Annotated in this window: 20 protein-coding genes and 1 pseudogene; 12 read left to right on the forward strand and 9 right to left on the reverse strand. The window is 67.2% G+C overall.

Features of this window, described 5'->3' with window-relative positions:
- The first annotated feature begins 132 nt into the window (after positions 1–132).
- From ACIQAK_RS24165 to ACIQAK_RS24175, 3 genes are all read left to right on the forward strand, one after another.
- A complete protein-coding gene (locus ACIQAK_RS24165) occupies positions 133–393 on the forward strand; it encodes a DUF397 domain-containing protein (protein WP_366391201.1) in 261 nt (86 codons plus the stop codon).
- A gap of 89 nt (positions 394–482) precedes the next feature.
- The gene (locus tag ACIQAK_RS24170) at positions 483–929 is read left to right on the forward strand and encodes a helix-turn-helix transcriptional regulator (RefSeq protein WP_366391202.1); all 447 of its coding nucleotides are present in this window, start codon (positions 483–485) and stop codon (positions 927–929) included.
- Complete coding sequence (locus tag ACIQAK_RS24175; RefSeq protein ID WP_366391203.1) at positions 821–1,426, forward strand: DUF5753 domain-containing protein; 606 nt, start codon at positions 821–823, stop codon at positions 1,424–1,426. Before ACIQAK_RS24170 ends, ACIQAK_RS24175 begins: the two co-directional genes overlap by 109 nt.
- Here the strand turns inward: ACIQAK_RS24175 and ACIQAK_RS24180 are convergent.
- The 4 genes from ACIQAK_RS24180 to ACIQAK_RS24195 all read right to left on the reverse strand — a co-directional run bounded on the left by ACIQAK_RS24180 (position 1,369) and on the right by ACIQAK_RS24195 (position 6,342).
- Positions 1,369–2,121, reverse strand: a complete 753-nt coding sequence (locus ACIQAK_RS24180) for an SAM-dependent methyltransferase (RefSeq protein WP_366391204.1) — start codon at positions 2,119–2,121, stop codon at positions 1,369–1,371. The two genes, ACIQAK_RS24175 and ACIQAK_RS24180, sit on opposite strands and share 58 nt — an antisense overlap.
- Positions 2,122–2,382: 261 nt before the next feature.
- Positions 2,383–2,763 carry a sigma factor-like helix-turn-helix DNA-binding protein gene (locus tag ACIQAK_RS24185; protein ID WP_175516023.1) on the reverse strand — a complete coding sequence of 127 codons (381 nt, stop codon included), beginning with the start codon at positions 2,761–2,763 and terminating at the stop codon, positions 2,383–2,385.
- An 86-nt stretch (positions 2,764–2,849) separates the two neighbouring features.
- Positions 2,850–3,929 (reverse strand): helix-turn-helix transcriptional regulator, encoded by a 1,080-nt coding sequence (locus ACIQAK_RS24190; RefSeq protein ID WP_366391205.1) that lies wholly within the window; start codon positions 3,927–3,929, stop codon positions 2,850–2,852.
- A gap of 1,132 nt (positions 3,930–5,061) precedes the next feature.
- Positions 5,062–6,342 (reverse strand): hypothetical protein, encoded by a 1,281-nt coding sequence (locus ACIQAK_RS24195; protein ID WP_366391206.1) that lies wholly within the window; start codon positions 6,340–6,342, stop codon positions 5,062–5,064.
- 55 nt (positions 6,343–6,397) lie between these two features.
- Here ACIQAK_RS24195 and ACIQAK_RS24200 point away from each other — a divergent pair, with 55 nt between their 5' ends.
- The gene (locus ACIQAK_RS24200) at positions 6,398–7,006 is read left to right on the forward strand and encodes an epimerase (RefSeq protein ID WP_366391207.1); all 609 of its coding nucleotides are present in this window, start codon (positions 6,398–6,400) and stop codon (positions 7,004–7,006) included.
- 105 nt (positions 7,007–7,111) lie between these two features.
- On the opposite strand, the gene ACIQAK_RS24205 is transcribed toward ACIQAK_RS24200, so the two are convergent.
- Together ACIQAK_RS24205 and ACIQAK_RS24210 are read right to left on the reverse strand one after the other, a co-directional pair.
- Complete coding sequence (locus ACIQAK_RS24205) at positions 7,112–7,312, reverse strand: hypothetical protein (RefSeq protein ID WP_366391208.1); 201 nt, start codon at positions 7,310–7,312, stop codon at positions 7,112–7,114.
- A gap of 390 nt (positions 7,313–7,702) precedes the next feature.
- A complete protein-coding gene (locus ACIQAK_RS24210; RefSeq protein WP_366391209.1) occupies positions 7,703–9,097 on the reverse strand; it encodes a sporulation protein in 1,395 nt (464 codons plus the stop codon).
- A 328-nt stretch (positions 9,098–9,425) separates the two neighbouring features.
- On the opposite strand from ACIQAK_RS24210, the gene ACIQAK_RS24215 reads away from it, so the two are divergent.
- From ACIQAK_RS24215 to ACIQAK_RS24225, 3 genes are all read left to right on the forward strand, one after another.
- On the forward strand, positions 9,426–11,192 hold the full coding sequence (locus ACIQAK_RS24215; protein ID WP_366391210.1) for an asparagine synthase-related protein: 1,767 nt from the start codon (positions 9,426–9,428) through the stop codon (positions 11,190–11,192).
- 28 nt (positions 11,193–11,220) lie between these two features.
- On the forward strand, positions 11,221–11,658 hold the full coding sequence (locus tag ACIQAK_RS24220; protein ID WP_366391211.1) for an NUDIX domain-containing protein: 438 nt from the start codon (positions 11,221–11,223) through the stop codon (positions 11,656–11,658).
- Between the two features lie 67 nt (positions 11,659–11,725).
- Positions 11,726–13,045 carry a UDP-glucose/GDP-mannose dehydrogenase family protein gene (locus ACIQAK_RS24225; RefSeq protein WP_366391212.1) on the forward strand — a complete coding sequence of 440 codons (1,320 nt, stop codon included), beginning with the start codon at positions 11,726–11,728 and terminating at the stop codon, positions 13,043–13,045.
- A 254-nt stretch (positions 13,046–13,299) separates the two neighbouring features.
- On the opposite strand, the pseudogene ACIQAK_RS24230 reads toward ACIQAK_RS24225, so the two are convergent.
- Positions 13,300–13,530, reverse strand: a pseudogene (locus ACIQAK_RS24230) (transposase); the annotation flags it as partial.
- 459 nt (positions 13,531–13,989) lie between these two features.
- On the opposite strand from ACIQAK_RS24230, the gene ACIQAK_RS24235 reads away from it, so the two are divergent.
- Positions 13,990–15,186 (forward strand): hypothetical protein, encoded by a 1,197-nt coding sequence (locus ACIQAK_RS24235; protein ID WP_366391213.1) that lies wholly within the window; start codon positions 13,990–13,992, stop codon positions 15,184–15,186.
- Between the two features lie 87 nt (positions 15,187–15,273).
- On the opposite strand, the gene ACIQAK_RS24240 is transcribed toward ACIQAK_RS24235, so the two are convergent.
- On the reverse strand, positions 15,274–15,480 hold the full coding sequence (locus ACIQAK_RS24240) for a hypothetical protein (protein WP_366391214.1): 207 nt from the start codon (positions 15,478–15,480) through the stop codon (positions 15,274–15,276).
- Between the two features lie 1,388 nt (positions 15,481–16,868).
- Between ACIQAK_RS24240 and ACIQAK_RS24245 the strand changes: the two genes are divergently transcribed.
- Positions 16,869–17,540, forward strand: a complete 672-nt coding sequence (locus ACIQAK_RS24245) for a hypothetical protein (RefSeq protein ID WP_366391215.1) — start codon at positions 16,869–16,871, stop codon at positions 17,538–17,540.
- A gap of 221 nt (positions 17,541–17,761) precedes the next feature.
- On the opposite strand, the gene ACIQAK_RS24250 is transcribed toward ACIQAK_RS24245, so the two are convergent.
- Entirely contained in the window at positions 17,762–18,124 is a 363-nt protein-coding gene (locus tag ACIQAK_RS24250) for a helix-turn-helix transcriptional regulator (protein WP_366391216.1), read from the reverse strand.
- A 185-nt stretch (positions 18,125–18,309) separates the two neighbouring features.
- Here ACIQAK_RS24250 and ACIQAK_RS24255 point away from each other — a divergent pair, with 185 nt between their 5' ends.
- The 3 genes from ACIQAK_RS24255 to ACIQAK_RS24265 all read left to right on the forward strand — a co-directional run bounded on the left by ACIQAK_RS24255 (position 18,310) and on the right by ACIQAK_RS24265 (position 21,815).
- Positions 18,310–19,182 (forward strand): hypothetical protein, encoded by an 873-nt coding sequence (locus tag ACIQAK_RS24255; RefSeq protein ID WP_366391217.1) that lies wholly within the window; start codon positions 18,310–18,312, stop codon positions 19,180–19,182.
- A gap of 216 nt (positions 19,183–19,398) precedes the next feature.
- A complete protein-coding gene (locus ACIQAK_RS24260; protein ID WP_366391218.1) occupies positions 19,399–20,313 on the forward strand; it encodes a hypothetical protein in 915 nt (304 codons plus the stop codon).
- Positions 20,310–21,815, forward strand: a complete 1,506-nt coding sequence (locus ACIQAK_RS24265; RefSeq protein WP_366391219.1) for a hypothetical protein — start codon at positions 20,310–20,312, stop codon at positions 21,813–21,815. The genes ACIQAK_RS24260 and ACIQAK_RS24265 overlap by 4 nt, the downstream gene beginning before the upstream one ends.
- The last annotated feature ends 48 nt before the right edge of the window (positions 21,816–21,863 follow it).

Raw genomic sequence — 21,863 nt, forward strand, 5'->3', positions numbered from 1 at the left:
TGTCGGGTCACGTGGCTAGTATCCAGGCCTGCATCCCGCTCATGCAATTGCACCGGGAATTGCATGACGGAAGGAGGGGTGACGGCGGGAGGCGGCCGGACGGTCATGGCCGAGAGGCAGGGAAGGCGAAACATGAGGGCGAACAACTACAGGGGAGAAAGCTTGTATCGCAACGGAATTGCCGCAGATTCACTCGAAGGCGTTACCTGGGTGAAGAGCCGGCACAGCGACCACCAGGGAAACTGCGTAGAATTGGCGGAGCTGCCGGGCGGCGCGGTCGCATTGCGCAACTCCCGCTACCCGCAAGGGCCGGCACTGATCTATACGCGCGCAGAGATCTCAGCTTTCGTGTCCGGCGCCAAGGACGACGAGTTCGCTTCGTTCACGGCCTGATAATTATCAGGACATAACGCTTTTCCGGCGCCACGGGGGGCTCCTGCATGGGACAATTCAGCTTCATACGCCCCGTTGCAGGAGTCCCGATGTCCGCATTCCAGAGCCCCGGCATCCCGTCTCTCGACCTCATGCTCTCCGCCCCTGGGTCGAGTCCCACCGTCCTGCGGATCGCGATCGGTTCGCGCCTGCGGAAGCTGCGTGAGGCGGCCGGCTTTTCCCCGCTCGAAGCATCCGCGCACATTCGCTGCCATGAATCCAAGATCAGCAGGATGGAGTGCGGCAAGGTCCCTCTCAAGGTGCGTGACGTCCAGGACCTGCTCGAGTTGTACGGAGTGGACCCCAGGGAACGCGCGGCGTCAGCGGATCTCGTGGAGCTGTCCAACAGGTCGGGCTGGTGGGAGCGGTACAACAACGTGGTTCCGGAGTGGTTCGACAAGCTGATCGGGTTGCAGGAGGGTGCCTCGATCATCTGGACCTACGAGGTGCTCTGGTTCCGGGGCTGCTCCAGACGCCCGAGTACGCCTTCGCCGTAACCCAGAAGGGGTTCCCCCTTGCCGACCGCCTCGACATCGAGGCGCGCGTGAACCTGCGGGTCGACAGGCAGAAGATCCTCAGCCGGGCGGACGGCCCTCGTCTGTGGGCGCTGATCGACGCCAGCGTCCTTGACCGTGAGATCGGGGGCCCGGAGGTCATGTACGGACAGATCAGCCACATGATCGACCTGATGGACCATCCGCGGATCACGCTGCAGATCGTGCCCGCCAACTTCGTCGTCGCCATAGGCATGCCGGTCACGCTGATCCGCTTCCCGCTGGACCTGCCCGACATCGTCTACCTGGAGAACTCCTTCGGCGCCAACTACCTGGACCGCGCCAAGGAGACCACGCACTTCCGGGCGCTGCTGGACCCGCTCGCCTCCAAGGCGCACAGCCCCGAGCAGACCCGGAGCCGGCTCGTCGCCGCTCTGGAGCGCTACCGGACGACCCGGCCCACACCGCCGTATTCGAGCAGTCCTGACGTCTCCGCATAGGAACGCCCCATATCACGCGGCCACATCGACACGTCGCCGAGGCCTGGCTCGTCCAGCACAAGACCGCTGAAGAACCGGTCGACCTCAGCCGATGTGCGCACCTGGCCCCAGGCACCCGCGGTGGAACGGTTCATGACCCGCGCAACCCGCTCACGCAGGCCGGCGTCCTCACTCACCCACTGACTGAGGACCAGGAAACTGCCATCGGCCAGGTGGTCAAGCAGGTCGCGTACAGCGGCACCAGGCTGCTCGGCGTCCGGAACACAGTGGAGCACCGAAGCCATCATGACCGCGACCGGCTGCCCGAAGTCGAGCAGTCCGGCCACACGCAGAGTGCCAATCAGAGCACCACCGTCGAGAAGGTCTCCCTGCACGACCGCGGTACGGCCGTCCTCATCCATCAGAGCCCGACCGTGGGCGACGACCATGGGATCCCTGTCGACGTAGACGACCCGGCTGGCCGAGCTCGCCCGTTGCGCCACTTGATGCGTGTTGATCCAGGTCGGCAGTCCGCACCCGAAATCGAGGAACTGCCGCACGCCGTGGCGATCGGCAAGACGATCAACCGCCGCGAGAGAGAGAGCGCGTTGGGCCTCGATGACGGCTAAGGCGTCGGGTGCCACCTCGACCAGCTTCTCGCACGCCGCATGATCGGCCGGGTAACTGTCCTTGCCTGACAGGAAATAGTCATACATTCGGGCAACGCTGGCGACCGTGACATCGACGGTCCTGGCCAGCGGTCTCTGCCCGAGCCCCATTGCACAATCACCCACGTATCCCCGCTGTCGGCCTCGTCACCAGCGAGCATCCCACGCCGAATACCGGGATTGCAGGAAGACTGCTACACCATTCACACGAAGTTGGGCCCCTTGACCAGCAATATATGACTCAGGCATATGACTGGAGCATCCACCTGACACCACACCGGCTGCAGCCCCCGGCGTACGCCAGGGGGCTCACTGGGGATCGAGGAGATCGGACATTCCCTTCCTCAGCGCCACGGTGACCGCGGGCACCTCCAGCCCCATCAGGTCAGCCGTCTCCTCGAGGCTGAGCGACATCCGGTAACGCAGCAGGAAGACATCCGCCTCCTGTCCTTCCAGCGCCCGGTGCACAGCGTCCGTCCCGCGGTCATCGCAAAACGGCGGCGAGTTCCTGGCAGCCGCCACTCGCATGGTGAGGATTCTCCAGGCCTCGGAGGCAGGCCGGTCGCTCATGATGATCCGCGGCCAGTCGTCCACCAGGGCACGGAGCACCGAGTCCACCACCGCCCGTGCAGCGCCCGGCGCCAGGGATCTGGCTCTGGCGTACTGGATGTAGCGGCTCTCGTTGCGCATGCAGAACGCCCTGTACCCAAGGAGGACGGAAGCTTGCGGGCCGCAGGCGGTGCACCGGCGTCGGCGCACCGGCCGGGCCGTCGTGTTCACCGCTCCTCCGTCGACGATGCCCCGTCGTCCTGCTGCCGCGCAGTCGGCACTGCCGGCTTCGGCGCGGGGTCGCAGGCTCCCAGGATGGTGCTGTACACCGCTTCCCACTGCGGGCGGATGTCGGCCGGATGCCCTCCCACCGCGGTGACGAAGCGACCTGTGGTCTCCCACGTGGGCACCTCGGTCCCGGCGAGAATCGCTTCCACCTCCTCCTGGACGAGTGCACCGTTGCTCTGCTCGCACACCTCCCCCGTACTGGGGCAGCCGGCAGCCAGATGAAGCCCCCGCAGAACACCGTTGAGCCTCGTCGCGGCGTCGATGAAGTCCTGCGGTGCCGGCGGAACACCCTGTGCCATCTCCCAGAGCACCCGCAGCACGAGCGGATCGCCTCCGAAGGCTTCCACCAGCTGTCGAACCACCGGCCAGCTCGGGGTGCGGTCCACCGACAGGATCCGCGAGACGTAGGAGGGAGACAGCTCCGTGTTCTCGGCTACCTCCCGGATCATCAGCCCGGAGTCCTGGTGGAGCTGGGACAGGGCTGCCGCCAACTGCCGGGAAGCCCGCCCCACCCCTTCCCTCCCCTCCTTCGGCCGCACATCGGGTACCGAAGCCGGGGCCTGACGGGCAGCCGCACGCTCCACCGACCGCATCTGCAGGCGGCGCATCACGTGCGCCTCACCCCACCGCATCCGCGCCGTCGCCACACTGACCGCAGCACCGGCCGCTACTTCCTCCCAGCTCACGGCCCTCTGCCGCGCGTCACGCACCGCGGCGCTGACGTAGTAGTCGGTCTCCTTCGCCAGGGAACGCGCACGGCCGAGCAACTCACCCAGATCAGCCCGCCCGTACTCCGCCTCCAGCAGGTCGAACGCCAGGCTGTACAGCTCCTCGGCGATGGACCGCCCCATGGGCAGCGCGTTCTGAGGCGGGCGACGCCGACGGCCGTCACGCTGCCGCTGCGCGCGGCGGCGGCAGGCGAGACTGCAGTACGCCCTGCGGCGCCCCCGTCCACCGTTCTGCGGGAACTGCATCGAGCACTCCCGGCACTCGGCGAACTCACCACTTGCATCCGTCACTTCGACACCCCGCTCTGCACAGTCTTTTCTTCCGGACCACAGCGACCGCTTCCAGCGAAACGAAGAGGAATTGGGCGCTCCGCACTGATCCGGCTCGCATACGACCACCGGGGCCGGCCGGCCCACCGCACAGCGGCGGGCCGGCCGGCGGCCGATCGGTCAGGAAAGGCGAACGCGCTGGTAGCGGATGTGAGGAGCCACGGGTAGCAGCGATGCCGAGCGCCACGAGAGCCACGCTCACCGGCGCTTCCCACACCCCGGTGACCAACAGCAACGGCAGGAGCACAAAGCCCACGAACAGCCCGGCCCGCAGAGTGACATCCCAGGCACTCACAGCCTGCGGCTCTGCCGCGAAACGGGGAGGAATGTTAGCGTCGGTGCCAACTGCGGGTAGGAAACTCCCCGCAGCATTGTTTCGGTCAAACACGATAGGTCCTCGGCTTTCGAGTCAAGGGCGATCTTCGACTGAACACACGAGGGGGCCCTTCCATGGTTGGTTGCCCTGCGGGGGCCCCACTCGCGTCACGAAACGCTACCCCCTCCTTGCTCCCCGTCGCCATTTGATGCGCTTCATTGCGCAAACACGGAGCAACGCGCGAAGACAAATTCCAGGCCGGCCGCCACCTCGACACAGAGACCTGTTTCGAGAATCGATCAATATTGATCGAATGGTTTTGCTTTCGACATCGCTTCCGATCGCCCCGGCCTTCGCGCAATTGCACGAGGAACACCGCATGAGCTGCGACGATGTGACGCACATCTCGCCCATTTGCCCGGCGAACCCCCCGTGCCGCCTAGCACCCGATCCTCCTGCCGTTCGCGAGCTCCTCCATTTACGATGTGTACGCATCTGCAAAGTCGCCGAGGTGAGGAAGCTTCCTCTTCCTGCCCGACGGGTGCCGAAAGAACGGTGTGGTCGGGGTGTGTCTTCCTCTTGGCGGACGGGCGTCGCGACGGCTGCAGCTCACCCCGCGTCGGGCTGGGGTCCAGCCACCTGCAGGGATGCCGGCCGAACCAATTCGGCTGAGACGGCCACCGGGCGAGAGGTGAACGAGCTGGCCCTCTGCACAGGGCGCGGCGGGAAGACCTCTGTAGAAGACGAGTTCGCCGGGAGGGGGACGCGAATGCCCGATCAGAGCGGCAGCCGGGAAAAGGCTGCGGCCAGGGGGGTGCGTACGTCCGGGACGTGGAGCGGTTCGGTGTCGGCGCCGGCGCGACGCGCTGCCTCGAGCACGACGGTGATGTCGCCCTTGGCCAGGGTCTCCGCCGGGCAGCTCCTGCACTCTCCTTCGGGCCGGTGCCCGGGCGTGCCTTCGGTGACGGCGCGGACATGTCTCATCGCGTCGAGAGGGCGGTCGACGCGCACGGCGTGCCAGACGCCCGTCTGCTCGGCGCGAGGACGCGCGGCCGCGATGGCAGGGTAGGACGGCGCGTCGACCCGGCCGTCGAGAGTGCGCACCACCACGACCTGGTCCAGGTGGTCGCACAGGTCGGCGGAAGGGGGGTCACGGTCCAGCCAGGCAATCGCCTCATCGCGTGTACCCGGACCCCACATGTACTGAGCGGGGAACGCGGTTGTCGCTCTTCGGCTGTCGAACTCCATGAGCTTGGGATCGTCGTGTACGGCGCGGACCAGGATGTAGGTGAACTCGATGTCGTCGTAGGTCTCGTCGAGCCGGTCGGCCCGTCCCGTGACCGTCCTGCCGCCGTCTGCTGACCAGCCGATGGCCAAGACCGTCCTCTCAACGGGTGCCGGATACAAACGTCCTCCGTGAGTCTGCTGACCCCACAGATGGTTGATGGTCTCCGCGAGGTCCGACAGGCTCCGGGCGGCGTCCACCGGGGTGGTCAGGTGGTAGGTGCCGTGCGCGACCATATTGCGCAGCTCCTGATGGGTGGGCTCAAGGCTGCGGTTGCGCTGGCCCCGCAACAGCCCCTGCCTGCGTGCCCATTTCAACAGTCCGGCGAGCATGCCGTTGAATCGCGCCCAGTCGCCTGCGGGCTTCATACGGATCTCGGGGCGGCTGATTTTCCGCAGCCGCTCGAAGAACTCCGGGTAGTTCGTTGCCGGGACCCGGTGGATCCGTCCTCGGCTGTCGCGGACCTCGACCTCCCGGCCCTGGTGGTGGGCAGCGAAGCGGTCGCGCAGCGCCTGCTCCAGCGCCAGCCGGGTGCCGTCCTCGACGAGGGTGAACAGCTCGTAGCAGAGCACCCCGTGAGTGAAGGCGGTACGCAGTTGCTCGAACCGATGGCGCGTCGTGCCGGCGGCATCGTCAGCAAGGCGGAGTCCGGCGACCACCCGCTGCTGGAAGTCAGCCGAGTCCTCGGGCAGCATCCTTCCCAGGCCGAGCGGCGTGAAGCTCAGAGTCCGCTCATCGACGGCCTGCAGTTCCTCGAGCGACTTGATCTCCATACGGCAAGGCTCCGTCTATCCTGACACCGGCGCTGACACCGACGAACCTGCCAGGGTGCACCCCACCCCCTCTTTTGTGCAAGGCAATTGGCACCTCACAGCGGGCGCGCGGCGCCACCGTATCCCTGGGAGCCGCGGCTTCACCGACTACCGCCCCATCCAGGATCAGCTCACCGGCCTGAACGCCTGCTTCTACTGCCTAGGCGTCTCCGCAGTCGGCCGCCGAGAGGCGCAGTACACCCGCATCACCTACGACTACGCGCTCGCCGCCGCACGCTCCCTGATCACCGGAAGCCCAACCCTGACGTTCATCTACGTCTCCGGCGAGGGCACTGACCCAACCGAGAAGAGCCGCCACATGTGGGCACGCATCAAGGGCCGCACCGAGAACGACCTCCAAGCCCTGCCCCTGACCACCTACATGTTCCGCCCAGGGTTCATCCAACCGGTCGAAGGCGCCGTCTCCCGCACCCCGATCCATCGCACGCTGTACCGTGCCACCGCAACCCTCTACCCGCTGCTCAAGCGCTTCTTCCCCGGGCATATCACCACGACGGACTCCGTCGGCCGCGCCATGCTCGTCGCTACCCAGCCCGGCAGCACGGCGCCCGCCGTCGTACGAAACCGCGATATCAACGACCTCGCCGCCCTTTCGAAGCGATAGCCTCAAGTCCCCCTGGCCACCGGTCACTCGGCGCGGGGCAGCCTGACCCGTGTGTGGCTCAGGGGTTTATCCAGATAGCCCCACCAGCTTCCCTCACAGGAGGCATCAGTCGTTGGTTGTGTGAGGGAGGCCGTAGTCCAGGACGATGCGGGTGGTCTGGCCTTCGCCGTCGATGCCGTTAAGTTCGGCGACGATGCGGTCGAAGACGGTCGTGGCGAGTGCCCAGTCCGCTTCGAGCGGGGTGGCGGCGCGGGTGTCCCACAGCTTGATCAGCAGGGCGATGAGGTGCTCGACCTCGGCGGCCATCTGTGCGTTGACGACAGCAGCGCGGGAACGGCCAACGGCAGCGGCACCGACTTGTAGTTCACTGATGCGGGTGAGGGTGTCGTGGTGGATGGGCAGGAACTGCCGGTCGCTTTGGAAGTCATGCCAGAAATAGCAGCCGTAAGCACGTTAAGGTCACCAGGACGGCTCAGCATCCGCTTCGGCCGGTTCTTGCCGGCCTCGACGACGCGCTGGGTGAAGCGCCCGCGAAAAATGAGGGGCATAACCCCTGACAAGGCGATAGGGCCGTAACGCAGTCTGCGGCACGCCGCTACCTCCACGACGGCCGATGAGCAGCGGAGCCTGCGGCTCTGCTGTCGGCCCGCCGACTCTGCCGACGAGGTCTGCGGACTCGGCTGCCCACCGACGTGCTCAAGCGGCCATTTTGAGTTCGGTGCGGGTGCGGTGGATGAACTCGCGGACGGTCGGCTCACGCCGCCACGGGCCGAGAGCGGTATTGAACTCGCGCACGTAGTCCAGGGCCCGGGACGATTGGACACGGGCGAGGATATCGACTGACCGGTTGCCCAGGTCGAGGCTCTGGTCAAGGTCGCGCGCTTGGAGGTGGGCGGTCCCCACGATCGCCAGCCGCATCCCGACCGAACGGGTGAACACCCCGGACGGCATCGCAGCGGCCTGCTGGTTCCAGGCCAGTGATGCCTTCGGGTTCTTGAGGTCTCGAAAGACCTCGGCGGCGTCCGCGGAAAGGCGGGCATGGTGATAGAAGTCGATCCAGGCAGGCTCGTCGCCAATACTCTGGTCGGCCTGGCTGATGAGGCCCTCGGACGCCTTCAGGGCCCGTGATGCGGCCCTGGCATTGTTCTCGCGGGCATGAGCTCTGGCCTCGATGAGTTTGGTGAACGCCAGCACCCTCGGGGCTGCTTGGCCCTTCGCACGTTCGAAGGCGCCCTGGGCCATATCGACGGCCTCGGAGGGGAAGCCCCTCAGCAGGGACTGCATGGCCATGGTGGTCAGCACATAGCAGCCCAGCTGGACATTGCCGCCCGCGCGGGCCAGGCGGAGGGCTTGGATGAAGTGCCGTTGGGCGACGTCGTGCTGGCCGACGTCGAACGCCGTCCATCCGGCCAGGCGGGACAGCTCGCTGGTGACGGAAAACAAGTCGCGGCCCACTGCATCGGTGAAGGAGCCCCGCAGCAGTGGGGCTGCCCGCTGCTGGAGACAGACGGTGACAGAGTTGGCTTTCCAGTTTCCGCCGCCGTATTTGGAGTCCCAGCGGCGGGCCTCGTCCGCCGCATCTCGGAGCTCTTCGAGGTCGGCCCGGCCGACTTGCTTCCTTCCGGTAGCGACATCTGCGGCGTCATCTGCGGGGGTGACCAGCCAGCGGGTCACGGGGGTGGTGAACGCGGACACGGCGAAGCCGGATCCGGTCAGGAAGTCGCGGCGGTTCACGAAACTCCAGAACGACGTGGCCACTTGGACCGCATCGGCACGGTCTCGCGGGAAATCCAACCCCACATCGGCGCCGGGTGTCTGCGCTTCGCCCATACCGATTTCGCCAAGGGCCACCGGTCGGCCGAGACGTTCGGAGATCGCCTGTGCGAGGCACGTGGGCACCGGCCACTTGGGGATCATGCCCCGCTGGCACCAGTTCGCGATGGAGGTATGCGAGTAGTCCGTGACCAGTCCTGCCTGTTGGGCGAGCTGGTTGACCCGCAGGGCCAGAGACTTGTGGCTCGCGCCGGACATCTCGATGAGCCGGTCCAGGTCCGCGTTGGGCGGACGCTTCCGGCGGCTGGTCGTCGCCACCCGAATCCCCTTTTCCACCAGGTCAGCAACATAGCTGCTGACGAGGAAACGTCATGGGTCCGCACTGCGTCGAGGGTGTTTCCGGTCGGCGCATTTCGGCTGGGCACGGGAAGCCGCACACTCTCCCCACGCCTTGAGGCACTGAGGGTATTGCCTTGCGGACCCTGGGTGAACCGGGCTTGCGAGTTGTGAGCCCCCTTGTAAGCCCTGTCCGGCGCTTCGCCCAGCCGGTGTGCTGAGCACGCAGGCCACCGCCGGGACGCTAGGAAGGGCTCTCGGTGGTGGCCGATACCAAGGCACCACGACTTCAGGCTCGGGGGTGAACCAGATGTGCGGAATCGCAGGACTGGCCGGAGGCGACGCCGTCCGGCACAAGAAGACCGTCGCCACGATGAGTGCCTCGCAGCATTACCGCGGCCCGGACGGCACCATGCACGCCGTCACAGGCGACGGGCGGGCAGTGCTGGCCATGAACACGCTGCTGATCGTCGACCCGCAGGCCCTGCCGGGCCCCTACCTCGACCGGGCCACGGGGGTACTGCTGGCCTTCAACGGACAGATCTACAACTGGCATCAGCAGGCCACCGCCTGGGGCATCACAATCGACGACCGGGAGACGGACGCCCACTTCCTGCTGCGAGCCTGGGCCAAGATCGGCCCGTCCTGCCTTGACGGCCTGGACGGCATGTTCGCACTGGCTGTCTATGACCCGAGGGTCGCGAAGCTGTTCCTGGCCCGCGACCGGCTGGGCGAGAAGCCGCTCTACTGGCGCCTCGACGGCGGCCGGCTCGCGTTCGCCTCCGAGGTGACCACTCTCACCGGCTACGGGGCGGCCTCGCCGGTCTTACGTCCGGAGGTCACCGCGATCGAGACCCCGACCGGCGTCGACACTCCGTTCCAGGGGATCCAGCTGCTGGCGCCGGCCACGCTGCTGTCCTTCGACGTCCCCACCGGCTCGATCGATCAGATGACCTGGTGGCATCTGGAGGACCGGACCCCGTTCACCGGCACCTACGACGAAGCTCTGGCGAAGTTCTCCACGCTCTTGGCCGAGCAGATCCCGCTCAGATCCCCGGCCTGTGACTTCGCCCTGCTCCTCTCCGGCGGACTGGACTCGGCGGTGCTGGCCTACCTGATGCGACCGCCGGTCTGTGTCACCGTCCGCTACCCGGGCCAGGACCGCCTGGACGAGTCGTCCACGGCCGCGATCATTGCCCGGGACATCGGGGCCGAGCTAGTGGTGGTCGAGCCCGGCCACGTCGACTTCATGACCGCGTTGCCGCACATGATGCGGGCTCTGGACTACCCCATGGGCAACGCATCCACGTTCTCCGAGCACATGGCCTACCGGAAGATCTCCGACCTCGGTCTCCGGGTCGCGATCGGCGGGTTGGGACCGGACGAGTTCCTGATGGGCTACGTCCGTCAGGCCCTGGTCCTCTTCGGTCCCGACGCTGTTCTGAACGCCGGGCTGGAAGCTTACCGGCCGCTGGCCGCCAAGCTCCTGCATGCCGCTGACGAGCCTCTGGACCCGGCGGAGGCAGTTACCCGGCTGATCCTCAGGGGCCCGGACCCGGACGGCCGGCTCCGGGACCTGGTCGCCGACGCGATGTCCCGCGCGGGCGGGGATCTGACCCGCGGCCTAACCCTCGCGGATCTGGCGACGGCCTGGCGGCCGCTGGTGATGACCAGCGACAAGCTCGCCTCCGCCTGCGCGCTCGAACGCCGGTCCCCCTACCTCGCCCGCGACCTAGTCGAGTTCTCCTACCGGCTGCCCGCCGAGTACAAGATCACCGACCCGGCCCAGGGCAAGCGGATCCTGCGGGACGCCGCCAAGGCCCTCGGGCTGCCCCGCGAGGTCTGGGCCAGCCGGGACAAGCTCGGTTTCGCCTCCCCGGTTCCCTCCTGGCTCAACGGTAACCTCGCGGCCTGGGCGGATACGCAGATCCGCATGGCCCTCACCGACGCTCCGGCGCCTTTCCACCCCCTTCTCGAGGGGGGCCTGAAGATCGGCGGCCGGTTCGACCGCACACGCATGCAGGCCCTTATGGCAGCCACTTGGCTCTCTGACCAGACAGTGAGGGCTGCCGCATGAACCCCAACTTCATTACTACGGTGAGGGGATGCACTCCGATACCACCGCCGCCGAGGAGCCGACCGCCGCCCGAGGGGCCGTCGCGATCATCACCAACCGGCGCGGCGAACTACTCCTCCACCTCCGCGACGACCTCCCGACCATCGCCTGGCCCGCGCACTGGAGTCTCCTGGGAGGCGGCTGCGACCTCGGCGAGGCCCCGGCCACCGCGATCGTCCGCGAGCTCGACGAAGAAGCAGGCCTCACCGCCGACTCGCTGACCGAGCTGTTCGACATCCGCGATGAGTACGGATCTGGTCAGATCATCACCTTCTTCGCGGCCAGCTGGGACGGCGACGAAACCCGTCTCCCGCTCTCCGAGGGCGTCAAACTCCAGTTTTTCGCCCCCGAACACCTCGACATCCTCACAATCCCGCCGTTCATCCGCGACGGGATCAACCGCCATCTGGCCGCCAGGCCCTCCTGATCACCCCGTCCTCGGGGCACGGGTGGGGCCGCCAGCGGCGGCCCCACCCGAAGGGACGAACCCGTTCATGAAGATGACCGTCATCGGATGCGGCTACCTCGGCGCCACCCACGCCGCCTGCATGGCCGAGCTCGGCCACGAGGTCCTGGGCATGGACTCCGACATCGACAAGGTCCACACCCTCAACTCCGGACGAGCCCCGTTCTTCGAACGCGACTTGGACGAGCTCCTCGCCAAGCACACCACCTCGGGCCGGCTCCGCTTCACCGCCTCCTACGGCGAGGCGGCCGGGTTCGCCGACCTGCACTTCATCGGCGTTGGCACCCCGCGGCAGCCTGGCACCGACGCCTACGACCTCACTCATCTCTTCGACGCCATCACCAAGCTTGCGCCGGGCCTGACGACCCCGGCCGTCGTCGCCGTCAAGTCCACCGTCCCGGTCGGCACGGCGACCCGCGTCGCCGAACTCCTCCGGAGCATGGCGCCAGCCGGGGACCTCATTGAGGTCGCCTGGAACCCTGAGTTTCTCCGCGAGTCCTTTGCGGTCGAGGACACCCTCCGGCCCGACCGGCTCATCCTCGGCGTCAACAGCAATCACTCGTGGGCCGAAGCGATCCTCCGGGAGGCGTTCGACAAGATCATTGAGTCAGGGACGCCAATGATCGTCACCGACTGGGCCACAGCCGAACTGGCCAAAGGCGCCGCGAATTCGTTCCTCGCCACCAAGATCTCGTTCATCAACGCGATGGCCGAAATCTGCGAGAAGTCCGGGGCAAACGTGGCCGAGCTCGCCGACATCCTTGGCCACGACATCCGCATCGGACAGCGCGGCATGCGGCCCGGTCTCGGTTTCGGCGGCGGCTGTCTCCCCAAGGACCTCGGCGGCTTCATTGCCCGCGCAGACGAACTCGACGCCAGTGAAGCCGTCGGCATGCTCCGAGAAGCCAGCACCGTCAACACTCGCCGCCGCCGCCGTATCATCGATCTCGCCCGTGAGGAACTCGGCTCCGACTTGAGGGGCAAGCGGATCGCCGTCTGGGGTGCCGCCTTCAAGCCTGAGACCGACGACATTCGCGACTCGCCTGCCCTCGCTGTCGCCCAAACCCTCCACGGCCTCGGTGCCGCAATCACCGTCACCGACCCCAAGGCCCTCGACAACGCCCGCAAGGTCCATCCCGACCTCGACTATGTCGAGGACCCCATCGCAGCCGTCGATGACGCGGACCTGTTGCTCCACCTCACCGAGTGGCACCAGTTCTCCGCTATCGACCCCAAGCCGCTCACCACCCGCGCGAGCAGGTCCAAAGTCATCGACGCCCGCGGCACCCTCGACACGGGGCAGTGGCGCGAAGCCGGCTGGATCATCCGAACCCTCGGACGCCCCTGATCGCAGGCCGTCCGACTCTTCTGACCGGGCCGCTATGGCTCCGGTCCCGAGCCGGCTCCCGGCATCGACGTCAGGACCTTGAAAAGAGGGTTGACCTCCAGCGATTCCTCGACCCACCCGGACAGCAGCTTGCGCTGGTCAAGGGATCCGGCGTTGGAACGGGCGCTGGGGCCGCGGTTGCAGCACCCGGCTGTCTTGACCCTGCCGGAACTGGTCGGATCCCCGACTCAGATACGCAAGGACGAGCGGACCATGTGAATCTGGGTCAGCAGGCCGTGGAGCAGGTTCGCCACCCAGGTCGCTTCGTCGGCCAGGTCTTCGTCGAACCTCACGATCATCTCCAGCTCGGCGATCGTCTCGTCCCCGCCGTCCATCGCCCACAGCGTGTGCGACATCGCACAGGCCGCGTCCGCGATAATGAACGCTTCCCTCGCATCCGTCTTGGCCTCGCCCGGGTAGAGGTCGGCGATCCGCCACATCGTCAGCGAACCTTTTCGTCAACTGTCCTGCCGGGGGCCGCTATGCGCCACCGCGGCAGGACAGTCCCGAATCTGCTCCACAGTCTGAGCGCTGGCTGCGTTCTCGTGTTCTTCGCCGCGGTTCGACAAGCGGCCGCCAGCCGTGAAATCCCCCTGCGGATCCGGGGGCGAGTACAGCTCGGTCAGCTACAGAGAGCTGGACAGCTCCGCGCGGCCCATGCGATATCGATCCTCATCAGAGCATCCTCCCCGCGGCCACTGACATCGCGCCGGCCCTGACCGGCGGCGGTTGGCCGCGTGACGGCAGTCGCTGCAAATATGGGTACGTGAATCAGTGAAAGGCGTCTAATGGCTGCTATGGCCGCATCTGACGCCCTGTGGCGTTTTCCCGACACCGGTAGTGACTCCGTCAGCTTGATCGTGGAAACCCCCGTCGGCACGCATGTGCGCCGCATACCCCCGGCCATGCCCCTGCCCGCCGGTGTGGAACCGGGTATCGGTGCCGAGAAGGCAGCCCATACGGCGGCTGCCACCTGGGGCCTGCCCGACTTCGTGTTCCAGTCCTCGCTCACCCGCAAGGGCTCCGGGCAGCGGGAGCTCGGCGACCGGCTGCTGCTGAGCGGCAAGCGCGGCGCGGTAATCCAGATCAAAAGCCGCACCGTGAAGCCGAAAGGCGATGAGGAAGAGCGGGCCTGGATTCAGAAGGTGACCAAGAAGGCGATGAGCCAGGCCAAGGGGACCGTGCGCATGCTGCGCCTCCATACGGCCGACATGGTCAACGGGCGGGGTACTACCCTGCCCGTGTCAGGGGATGCGTACGAGTGGATGGCCGTGTCCCTGCTGGACCATGACCACGTTCCGGACGCGATGGTGCCCACGTTCGACCCGATCGGCATGCCCGCCCTGACCTTGACCCGCCGGGACTGGGACTTCCTCTTCGACCAGCTGCGCTCCACCACCGCGGTGCTGGACTACCTGTTCCGGGCGGCCGGAGAGCCGGCGATCGCGCTGGACGACGAGCCGGTGCGCTATTACGAACTCGCCGCGGCCGACGCCGCCGCACCGCCTGTGGACATCGACACCGAACTCGTCGGCCCGGGCGGCCGCCGGTTCTCCACGCCGTTGCTGCCCCAGGTCCCGGCCGGGGCCGGACAGACCAACACCCATCTAGTTATCCGGCACGTGCTCGAAGACGTGGCCGCCAGCATGCTGCGCGACGAGATTTCCGAGAGCGACCGGCTCACGGTGCTCGCCGATCTCGACCGCCTCCCGGTCGGCATGCGCGAGGAATGGGGCCAACTGCTCCTCGACATGCTCGACGACGTCGTGCAAGCTCCCGACGGCCATGTCATGTGGCGCTCGCGCCGCCAGCTCCACCAAGAGGCGGCCAGTGACCGGCAGATGCTCTTCGTCTGCGCCACACGGTTCGACAAGTACGTGGAAGCGTCGTTCGGCAGCTACGTCATGCTGCGCCACCACCAGGTCGGCGAACGCACCGGCCGACCGGAGTCGCTATGCAGCGTCGGCGTAATGCTCACCCCGAACCACAGCGGCAACCGTCCCTGGGACACCACGCTGGTGAGGGTACTGGGCCCCAGCGAGCTCACCTCCGACCAGGTAGCCGAGTTCGAGGAGCTGTGGCCACAGAGCGGCAACGCCTGAGGCGTCAGCAACGCGCCGCTGACAGGCGGTGAAGGAGCAGGCGGCGTCACGGCCCACTCCACGCAGCGTCTTGGAGGAGAAGCTCCGTTAGAACTCCATGCCGACGAAGCCGAGCCCCTTCGCCGTGGTGGACACGCCGCCGCGGAGAACGGGCCCTCCGGCGTCGTCGAGAGCTCCCGAGCCAGTCAGGCAGCCGAACACGGGTCGGTAGTCGGTCGCGAAGACGACCGCGGCGACAACTTCCTTGGTTCCGTCGGCCCAGAGAACCCGGTCGGTGGTGAACCTGCTGAACATCTCGCGGCGATCGACGACGTACCGGCGAGCGCGAGGCGGGGCGGTAGCGGCCCTCATCGATCACGGACACGGGAACCCTCGCGAGCAGGCAGCGGCTCGGTCCGATGTCGAGCCGAGCGCTTGAACCAACGGTGCAAATCCCGGCCCATCGGGCGCTGCGGTGTCCCATCCGACCGGGCAAGGGAGGGCGAGGGTGGTGTCGACGGCATGGCCAAGTCTGGCGGAGAGCTGGATCGCGGAGTTTCCTCCACCGACCACGATCACCCGTTGCCCGGCGAACAGGCCGGGCTGCGGTAGTCGGCGCCGTGCAGGACACGGCCGTCGAACCCCGCCCCGCCGGGGGTAGGGCCTCGGAAGAGAACGGAGTGCCGTAGTCGCCGCTCGTGACAATCTCCGGGGGCGCGGTGAACTCCCGTCCGTCCTCGGATCGCTCCTTCCACACGCCATCCTGACGGGGCAAGGAGGCGACGGTCGTCCGAGGTACGGATCAAGGCCGGGCAGGCGCTCAGCATGGCCGAGTGGCTCACCACGCTCCAAGCGCACCTTGGCGGTCTGCCGCCCGCCCGGCACCGGCTGCTGAAGCCGGGCGGCGGTAGGGCAGGAGTTCAGCTGTGGTCGGCGACCAGGCGCAGGTCGGGCATGGCCGACATGACGACCACGAGCGGGGGACGGAAAGTCTCCTGATCCGGGAGCTCAGTCCTGACCTATCTCCCCGGCGAGATGAAGGCGTCGGCACTGACGGCACCGTCATTCAGCCATCCCTGATCCTGATCACTACATGACGTCGGGGACGCTGGGAGAGCAGTCCCGTACGGTCTGGCACCACGGGCTGCGATGACAGATACCGAGAGCACAGAGCCTCCCGAGAGGGCTGCGATACCCGTGTAAACAAGGACATGTGGGTGTGCGCGCCCTCTCTGTCACCTGCGCTCCCTCGTGCCGCTCATACGGGTGAACGGAAGATTTACGGAGCTGGGTGCGGCAAGAAGTGGCCGGGCAGGCCCCTCTGTGTGCTGCTCAGTAAGCCGCTTGATCAAGGTGGGCACGGGCTGCTGAGGTGACAGGTCCCCGCCGCAGCGGCACCGCAGCACAAGGCGCCGACTGGGCTTCTGATCCGGGCGTGATCCCGCCTACAGCCCAGGAACGCTGTGGTGCTACGCCCCTCCTGAGCATCTCCCGGGGGCCCGGCCGCGGTCGCGTTTCCAGTTCACACGGCAGGCCGCGCCGCAATCCTCAATGGACGTTAGGCCCAGTTAGAAGCACCTCAGCAGGGAAGCGTTGATGCAGCGAGGGGGACGTAGCCTGACATGCCCTGCGCTCCTGACATACGAGCCCAGCTGAGGTCAGCCCGTGCGCTCCTGTGCTGCTGAGGCCCTAAGGTGATCGCCATGCAGCCGACCGACGATGCCACTACCAACCCCAGCTTGGTCGTGGCGGACATGGACTCCTTGATTCTCGAGTGCGACGCCGACCTGGCTAAAGACGACGCAGAACTTGTCCGCCTGTCTATGGGAGTCGCCGCTCTGCAATCGAAAATGGCCGAGCTGCGCTGCACGATGCAGAAGAAGGCGGAGACCCGCGACGGTGCAAAGCGCGTCCGGGAGGACCTACTGAGGGCAACACGGGCAGGGGTTGCCCTACGAAGCGGTCAGCGTCAAGGAGGCTCCCGGGGCGCGGACGCCTCCGAACCCGGTGGGAGCGAAGCTGTCGACGACGCGGATGCGCCCGCGGGTTCTCCGCCGCCGGCGACGGATACCCCTGCGACCGAGGGCGGAGACCACACAGAGGCTGCGGAGTCGCCGACGACCCCCGACGCTTCGACGCTCGGCCCGCGCACCGCTCAGGCCTTGCAGGTCATCACCAGCGAGCCCGGGCTGCGGTGGACCCCGAAACTCCTCGCCACCCAGCTGGAAGGCCAGGAGGCCGCAGCTGACCAGAAGGCGCACAACCGCGCCCGCGCCCTGATGGACGGCCTGGCCAAGAAGCACTTCCTGGTGAAGCACCAGGATGCCGAGCGGCGATGCCACTTCACCCTTGCCTCGACGGCGGGAGCTGCTTAGAAGCCCCCCTTAGGCGACCGCCTCCCGCGTGCTAGCAAGGTTTCCAGGCCGGCGCTACACGCGCGGGGGCGGTCTCATACGACTCTCGGCCGTACCCCCACGTTACCGGTCCCTGGACGGACAAGGGGTGGTTCGGCCTGCTTTTCGCCCGATCGGGAGGTCGAACCCCATGCGCCAGACACATCATCAGACTTTTCCGGGCCGGATGGCACGGACAGGAGCTAGCCCTCGTCACCGCGCCGGTGCGCCGGAATGGGCTGGTGGCGGGCACCGCCGTTGCCCGTCGGCCATTTCGTGTGCTGCGGCCAGAGCATCTCGTCGAGGGTCTCCTCGAGGCTCGCGAGCGTAAACATGTCGGGCCACACGGTTCCGGCGAGGATGTTGGAGATGACCTGCCGGTTGACACCGGAGGCGGTCGCCAGAGCGTTGGCCGACAGGCCTCGCCGCTCCATCGCCTCCGACAGTGCCCGGGCTAGAGCCTGCCCCACCTGCGCCTGCCGGACGCTGTCCATCACCGCGTACGGCCATTCGCCGGCCACGGCGTAGTCGCGCGGCTTCTTTCCACGTCTTGTTCCTCCGGGCATGCGACCAGTGTGACGGACGGGATGCCGACTTGCGCACCCCGAACCACCATGAGTTGCTATCAGAGTAGCAATCGCCGGGGCGTGTGCCCCCTCTCTGCTGAAAGGTGTTGTGTCTAGTGTCGACTCGACAGGCGGGAGCGCCACCGATCACCGGCCGTGCCCGGCTGGCCGCCGGGGAGCGGCTGATGCCTATGCCGAAATTGCCGGCGGATCAGTACCTTCTGGTGCTCGTCGCGGCCTGTTCGGCGGTCAACCCGGTAGGGGCGGCCGAACTTGCGGCCGCTACCGGAGTCGTCGCCAAGAACTGCGGGCTGGTCCCGGTGTTCGCGATGGACTGCGGGCTGCTCGTCAAGGGGCACCGGCGGGCGACGTATCTGCCCAGCGGCAAGGGCCGACATGTTGCCCGGGCTTTCCAGCGCGGCGAGAGCGAAGGACTGGCCGCGCTGCGGAACAAGTGGAAGGGCCAGTGGTTCGCACGGGCCGTGAGGGAGCGCTGCCGCTACGGCCCGGTCTCTCGCGAGGGTCTGGTGGCCAAGCTCATGACGGCTGCCCGTGCCGAGAAGGGCCGCATCAAGCAAGCTCACATCCTGCTCGACCTGATGGTCGCCGTCGGCCTGGTGGTCGTCGAGGAGCCCGGCGAACTGCACTGGTTCGAGGGCACCTCGCACCCGGATTCCACCCCCGATCCCGTCAACGCCGGCACTCCACGCGAAGAGGGCCCGGCGGACGGGGTCCAGGAAGAGCTGCCCCAGGGAATGGACCCGTCACAGACCGAAAGGACAGGCCCCGGCGACCACGGTCAAAAGGCGCGTCCCGATCGAGGCGAAGATCCCCGACGGCCGGCGTCAGAGGTTCCTCACCCACGCACCGAGGAACCCGGCGGCGAACAAGCAGCCAAGGAAACGAACACGGAACAGGACCTTCTGTCTCTGCTGCTGCCGCCGATCCTGCTGGCGGACCTGACCCGCCTGACCCCAGCGGAAGTCCTCGAACTTCACAGCCACCTGAGGGCGGTCACGGCCCTCACCACGAAACTCCGGGGCCATCGCGTCACCTGATCCCGGAAGACAAAAAGTCCGGCAGCGCCAGCTTCCTTGGCCGGTGCGGCGCTGCCGGACTCCCACCTCCACCCGACAACCCGCACGGCAGAGCCGTGCAGGAAGGGGGCTTCGGCATGTCCTCACACAAGGCGAGGAACACCCACCGTAGCGCGGCCGATCACGTGCGCGTCCACGTTCACTCCAGTTCCGGACCTCTTCAGGAGGTGGTCCGGCATGGCTAGGACCACCATCCACCGGGCTCTGCTGGCAGTCAGCCGTCAGTGGCTGCAGCAGGCAGCCGACGGCGACATGGCCATCGAGACCGTCGACCTCTACATCCAGATCAGTGAACGGTTCGGCGTCTTCGCCGACAGCCACAACATCCATCGAATGGATGATGTCACCGGACAGCTGGCCGAAATCTTCATCAACGCTCCCGGCCGCGACCGGCGCGACAACATCACCCTCATCCCGAGGGACAGCACCCGCCGCCAGCGCCGCTCCGCCCTCGCCTCGCTCTTCGCGCACGCCCGAGCCCTCGGCATGACCCAGGCCGTTCCCCTGCTCGACTCTCCCCCCATCCCACGCCCCCCTCGTAGCACCGGCGCCGAACTGACCGACGCCGAAATCGAGGACCTCCAGTTCCACTCCGAACGCGGCACACCCGTCACCCGGCATGCCGCCCTGCTGGCCTTGCTGCTCTCGGGCCTCGGTAGCGCCGAGACCTCTCAAGCCACCCCCGGCGACCTGGATCTGAGTAAAGCCACCGTGACCACCGAAGGCAGCACACACACCGCCCCCAGGACCTGCTCGCTCAGCCCCTGGTCCGTGCGCGCCCTCCGTCTGCGCGCCGACTACCTGGCCGAGCACCGGCCCGGCCAGAACCGCCTCGTCACCGGCGACTCCTCTTCCCGGTACACAGCCCAGGCCAGCGTCGGCGCCGGCTTCAACGACATCGCACGCCTCTCGGGCCTCGCCACCGCCGCCCGCAGGGTCGAACCCCGTGACATCACCCGGTACGTCGCCCGCCAGGTGCTGCTGCAGACCGGCCAGATCTCCGAAGTCGCCCGGCGGCTCGGCCTCTCGTCCCTCGACAACGCAGCCGAACTCGCCGGACTCGCCTGGAAGACCGGCGGAAATCCGCGATGACGACGCGCAGAGCTGCTCGCTCCAAGGCCACGCCCAAAGCCTCCCTCAAGCCTACGGATTCCCCGCTGTCGTACGTCTACGGACCCATCCCCGATGACACCTTCGGAGCGAAGAGCGATCCACGAGAGCCGCACGGGCCACAAGCCCCGCACCTGATCACCGACGACCGTTTCGCCTACCTGATCAACAACCCGGACCTCTACACCGCGGCCGGCACCCTGCCCGGGCCCCGACCGGTCGGGCGGCCCCCGCACCATCCACCTGTCGTCTATCTGATCTTCCTGTGCTCGATCTCCGTCTTCGGATCCGCCCGCGCCACTGCCGCCCATTTCCAGAACGAGGACTGGTGGAGTCGCGTCCGCTCAGCAATCCGCACGAACCAGGGCGACGAGGCCGCGGACGCACTGCGGCCGACCGGACCCACCCGCAGCAACTGGAACCACTATTTCCGGCGATACCTCAAGCCTGCTCACGACGCAATCCGTGTCGTCAGCAGCGACCTGTGGGTCGAACAGGCCCTGGCGCACGGCATGCTCTGCGAAACCGGCAAGAGGGCCAGCCGCGTCCGCCCAGAGCGCCAGCAGGTCCTCCATGGCGACGCCACCGTCGCACGGCCCCCCTCCGGGCACTCCGAGCACGAGACGCTCGACAAAAGAACCGGCGAGATTCGCCGGCACCGCGTAGACGAAGACGCGGGTATCTGCATCGAAGGCGGCGGAAAGCAGGTCTACGGCAACAAATTCCTTTCCACAGCCGTGCGCCTAGCCGCCACCCCTCACAGCCGCGTGATCCTCGCCCTGCAGTCCATCCGCCACAAGTCGCCGACGGAAGACCCTCACCGCGAGTCGGAGGGTGTTGCGCTGGTCGCCATGGTCAAGCGCATCCTCAAGCGCGCCCGCGGCACCAAGGCCGTCACCTACGACGTCGCCCTGCGCGGCAGGCACCGCGCCCCCCTCATCGCCGACGGCCTCGTCGTGTTCTCCTCGCAGCACGACGGCCTCACGCCTCAATCCCTCATGCGCTACAAGAAGGGGCTGTGCTCCCACGATCTCTACGTGGCTGAGGGCAGAGTGTGCGAACGGCGCCTCAGCGACGACAGCAAGACGCTCTACACACCGCTGCCGGTCGAAGAACTCGAGTGCCGCGGAGGTAAGAACAGCACGCGCTTCTACCACCGCATCACCATCCCCTGCCCCGCCGAGAGTCACCAACTCCGAATCCGCGTCGACGAGACCGACGAGGACCGGCAGGTCGACCCGAAGACGAAGAAGCAGCGCTTCAACCGCACCGAACATCTCCGCCAGGTACCTCCCGGCACCCCCGCCGGCCGCCGCTTGAAGGGCTTCCGCCAGGACAGCGAGTCCATCCACTCCCGCTTCGACCAGGCCTACCCCCACGAGCGAGTCCCGGCATACGGCGCCAAGGGAGCCCTAATGATCTACCTGGGCTACGCCTGGCTGAACAACTCCATCACCCGAGCACTCAACCCCCTCCACCCCTAACACCCTCGGCGGACCCCCTTCCCTGCACCCCAGGACGCCCGGGCCAGA

It is taken from the genome of Streptomyces sp. NPDC088706 (assembly GCF_044752765.1).
Classification (GTDB): Bacteria; Actinomycetota; Actinomycetes; order Streptomycetales; family Streptomycetaceae; genus Streptomyces.